The sequence below is a fragment of the Symbiopectobacterium sp. genome, from assembly GCF_051710365.1.
In the GTDB taxonomy this organism is placed as follows: Bacteria; Pseudomonadota; Gammaproteobacteria; order Enterobacterales; family Enterobacteriaceae; genus Symbiopectobacterium.
Map to the genome: position 1 here is coordinate 1 of NZ_JBPETA010000235.1, position 4,095 is coordinate 4,095.

At 53.2% G+C, this 4,095-nt stretch carries 2 protein-coding genes; one reads left to right on the plus strand and one right to left on the minus strand.

The features are described from left to right. Positions 1-146: 146 nt before the first annotated feature. Positions 147-689 carry a single-stranded DNA-binding protein gene (locus tag ACTBDZ_RS15615; RefSeq protein ID WP_438815993.1) on the minus strand — a complete coding sequence of 181 codons (543 nt, stop codon included), beginning with the start codon at positions 687-689 and terminating at the stop codon, positions 147-149. A gap of 306 nt (positions 690-995) precedes the next feature. On the opposite strand from ACTBDZ_RS15615, the gene uvrA reads away from it, so the two are divergent. Then, entirely contained in the window at positions 996-3,827 is a 2,832-nt protein-coding gene (uvrA, locus tag ACTBDZ_RS15620; protein ID WP_438815994.1) for an excinuclease ABC subunit UvrA, read from the plus strand. The last annotated feature ends 268 nt before the right edge of the window (positions 3,828-4,095 follow it).

Below are 4,095 nucleotides of genomic sequence, written 5' to 3' on the forward strand. Positions count from 1 at the left end.
CAATGGCAACATTACTTGATGGTAAACGGGTCTGGGCAGAAAAAAATCTGAACCAGATTTAATCTGACAGACACCTGTATAAATAACCGGTAACTGTCAGATCAGGTCTGAGCTAGTACACGTTATGTTTTTGCTGAACCAGCAACTTAGAACGGAATATCGTCGTCAAAGTCCATCGGAGGTTCATTGCCGCTAGGCATCGGAGCATTGTTCTGTTGGCGCGGTGCTTGCTGTGCGCCGCCGCTGAAGGCCTTACCACCCTGAGGCTGCTGCGGTTGTCCCCAGCCACCCTGCGGTGCGTTGTTGCCTGCGTTGCCGCCTGCCGGGGCACCACCGCCCTGACGGCCGCCCAGCATCTGCATGGAGCCGGAAATGTCTACCACCACTTCCGTGGTGTAACGATCCTGCCCGCTCTGATCCTGCCATTTACGCGTGCGCAGTTGACCTTCAACATACACCTGTGAGCCTTTGCGCAGGTATTCTCCAGCCACTTCAGCCAGCTTTCCGTACAGCGTGACGCGGTGCCATTCTGTGCGCTCTTTCTGCTCGCCGGTCTGCTTGTCGCGCCAGGTATCTGACGTGGCCAGAGTCAGGTTAGCAACGGCACCACCGTTCGGCAGATAACGGACTTCCGGGTCTTGCCCCAGATTCCCGACAAGAATCACTTTATTAACGCCTCTGCTGGCCATGCTTGTGTCTCCTGATGAGTCAATACATAAAGTCTAAGTTAGAAATCATAACATGCCAGCACTGTGCTGAGTACCCGCGATGTTGCATCCACACTTTTTTTATTGGTTACATTGTTGCATTAGAATACTGGATATTTATTCAGTTTTTTGTTAGCGTGTTTCTTCTGCTTAGCCCCCCACTGAGCCGCCATCTGCGGTGCTAAAAAACACAGCGGGTGTTTTTTTGTGTCATAATTGCACGTTTCGTACCGGTTATCTCCGCCTGCGGGATGATGAAAAATAGCGTTAACTCCGGGATGTATGTGAATGGATAAGATCGAAGTTCGTGGTGCCCGTACTCATAACCTCAAAAATATCAATCTGGTAATTCCGCGCGATAAACTGATTGTGGTCACCGGGCTGTCGGGGTCCGGTAAATCGTCGCTGGCGTTTGATACCCTGTATGCGGAAGGGCAGCGACGCTACGTTGAATCGTTGTCTGCCTATGCGCGCCAGTTTCTCTCTTTAATGGAGAAACCGGACGTCGATCATATCGAAGGGTTGTCACCGGCGATTTCCATTGAGCAAAAATCCACGTCCCATAACCCGCGCTCAACCGTGGGTACCATCACCGGGATTCACGACTATTTGCGTCTGCTCTTTGCCCGCGTGAGTGAGCCGCGCTGTCCGGATCACGATGTGCCGCTGGCGGCGCAGACCGTCAGCCAGATGGTGGATAACGTGCTGGCACAGCCGGAAGGTACTCGCCTGATGCTGCTCGCCCCCATTGTTAAAGATCGCAAAGGGGAGCACACCAAAACGCTGGAAAACCTGGCGACACAAGGCTATATCCGCGCCCGTATCGACGGCGAGGTGTGCGATCTTTCCGATCCGCCCAAGCTGGAATTACAGAAGAAACACACCATTGAAGTGGTCGTCGATCGTTTCAAAGTGCGTGAAGATTTGGCACAGCGTCTGGCGGAATCGTTTGAAACCGCGCTGGAGCTTTCCGGCGGTAGCGCCATTGTGGCGGATATGGATGATAGCAAGCAGCCTGAACTGCTGTTCTCCGCCAATTTCGCTTGTCCGCAGTGTGGCTATAGCATGCATGAGCTGGAGCCGCGCATGTTCTCCTTCAACAATCCGGCTGGCGCTTGTCCGAGCTGTGATGGGTTGGGCGTGCAGCAGTTCTTCGATCCGGCACGTGTGGTGCAAAACGGTGAGCTGTCGTTGGCAGGCGGTGCGATTCGCGGATGGGATCGACGTAATTTTTACTATTTTCAGATGCTGCGTTCACTGGCGGAGCATTACCGTTTTGATGTCGAGGCACCCTACGACAGCCTGAGTGAAAAAATTCGTCACGTCATTCTTTACGGTTCCGGTAAAGACACTATCGAGTTTAAATACATCAACGATCGTGGCGATACGTCCGTGCGACGCCATCCTTTCGAGGGAGTGTTGAACAACATGGAACGGCGTTACAAGGAAACCGAATCAAGCGCGGTGCGCGAAGAACTGGCCAAGTTTATTAGTAACCGTCCTTGTGCCAGTTGCAGCGGTACGCGTCTGCGTAAAGAAGCGCGCCATGTGTTTGTCGAACAGACCACGTTGCCGCAGATTTCCGACATGAGCATCGGCCATGCGATGACGTTCTTCCAAAGCATGAAGCTAAGTGGTCAGCGCGCGCAGATTGCTGAAAAAGTGTTGAAGGAGATCGGCGATCGCCTGAAATTCCTGGTGAACGTGGGATTGAACTACCTGTCGCTGTCGCGTTCTGCCGAAACGCTTTCCGGCGGTGAAGCACAGCGTATTCGACTGGCGAGCCAAATTGGTGCCGGGCTGGTGGGGGTGATGTATGTACTGGATGAACCTTCCATTGGCTTGCACCAGCGGGACAACGAACGCCTGTTGGAGACATTGATTCACCTGCGCAATCTGGGCAACACGGTGATTGTGGTGGAGCATGATGAAGACGCCATTCGCGCGGCGGATCATGTGATTGATATCGGACCTGGCGCGGGGGTGCACGGCGGTCAAGTGGTAGCGGAAGGCTCGGTAGAACAGATTATGGCGGTGCCAGAATCGTTGACCGGCCAGTACCTGAGCGGTGAGCGAAAAATCTTAGTGCTGTCGCAACGCGTGCCTGCCGATCCCACCAAAGTGCTGAAGCTGGTGGGGGCTAAAGGCAACAACCTGAAAGATGTCACGCTGACGCTGCCCGTCGGGCTGTTCACCTGTATTACCGGTGTTTCTGGTTCCGGTAAATCGACGCTGATTAACGATACGCTGTTTCCGCTGGCGCAACGTCAGCTCAATGGCGCAACGCTGGCGGAACCGGCACCATACCGTGAGATTCACGGCCTTGAACATTTTGATAAGGTGATCGATATCGATCAAAGTCCGATTGGGCGCACACCGCGTTCCAACCCGGCGACCTACACAGGCGTATTTACCCCCATCCGTGAACTGTTTGCCGGCGTGCCAGAAGCGAGAAGCCGCGGATACAACCCCGGGCGCTTTAGTTTCAACGTGCGCGGCGGGCGCTGTGAGGCCTGTCAGGGCGATGGCGTCATCAAAGTGGAGATGCACTTCCTGCCGGATATCTATGTGCCGTGCGATCAGTGCAAAGGCAAACGTTATAACCGTGAAACGCTGGAAATCAAATACAAGGGTAAAAGCATTCACGAAGTGCTGGAAATGACCATTGAAGAGGCGCGTGACTTCTTTGATGCCATTCCTGCCTTGGCGCGTAAGCTGCAAACCCTTATCGATGTGGGGCTTTCTTATATTCGTCTTGGCCAGTCGGCGACCACGCTCTCCGGCGGTGAAGCACAGCGTGTGAAATTGTCCCGCGAGTTGTCAAAGCGAGGAACGGGGCAAACCCTGTATATTCTTGACGAGCCAACCACCGGGCTACATTTTGCCGATATTCAGCAACTGTTGGACGTGTTGAACCAGTTGCGCGATCAGGGGAACACCATTGTGGTGATTGAGCACAATCTGGATGTGATTAAAACCGCAGACTGGATTGTGGACCTTGGTCCGGAAGGGGGCAGCGGTGGCGGTCAAATACTGGTGTCCGGCACCCCGGAGACGGTTGCCAATTGCGAAGCATCGCACACTGCCCGTTTCCTCAAGCCGATATTGGCACGCAAGTAGTGCTGTTCACGACGCCCGGTATTGCGCCGGGCGTCGTGATTATAAGGGTATCCACGTTTACTTTTTATTTCGATAAGCACCGCTTTCGTTGTCGTACTGTTATTTCACGCTATTTTTCTTAGCGATAAATATCCTTTATACCCGTCATTCCGCACCTGATTTTTCTTTTTTCGGGACTTGACAGTATTCTGAAGTTCTGAATTTATTACTGCTTTTTGCAGACCAATCAGCATGAGTACTCCCCACGTTACCATCCGTAACCTTGATC

Excerpts from the sequence above, each read along its gene's own strand:
- uvrA (WP_438815994.1), top strand. The coding sequence starts at position 996 with ATGGATAAGATCGAAGTTCGTGGTGCCCGTACTCATAACCTCAAAAAT.
- ACTBDZ_RS15615 (WP_438815993.1), bottom strand. The coding sequence starts at position 689 with ATGGCCAGCAGAGGCGTTAATAAAGTGATTCTTGTCGGGAATCTGGGG.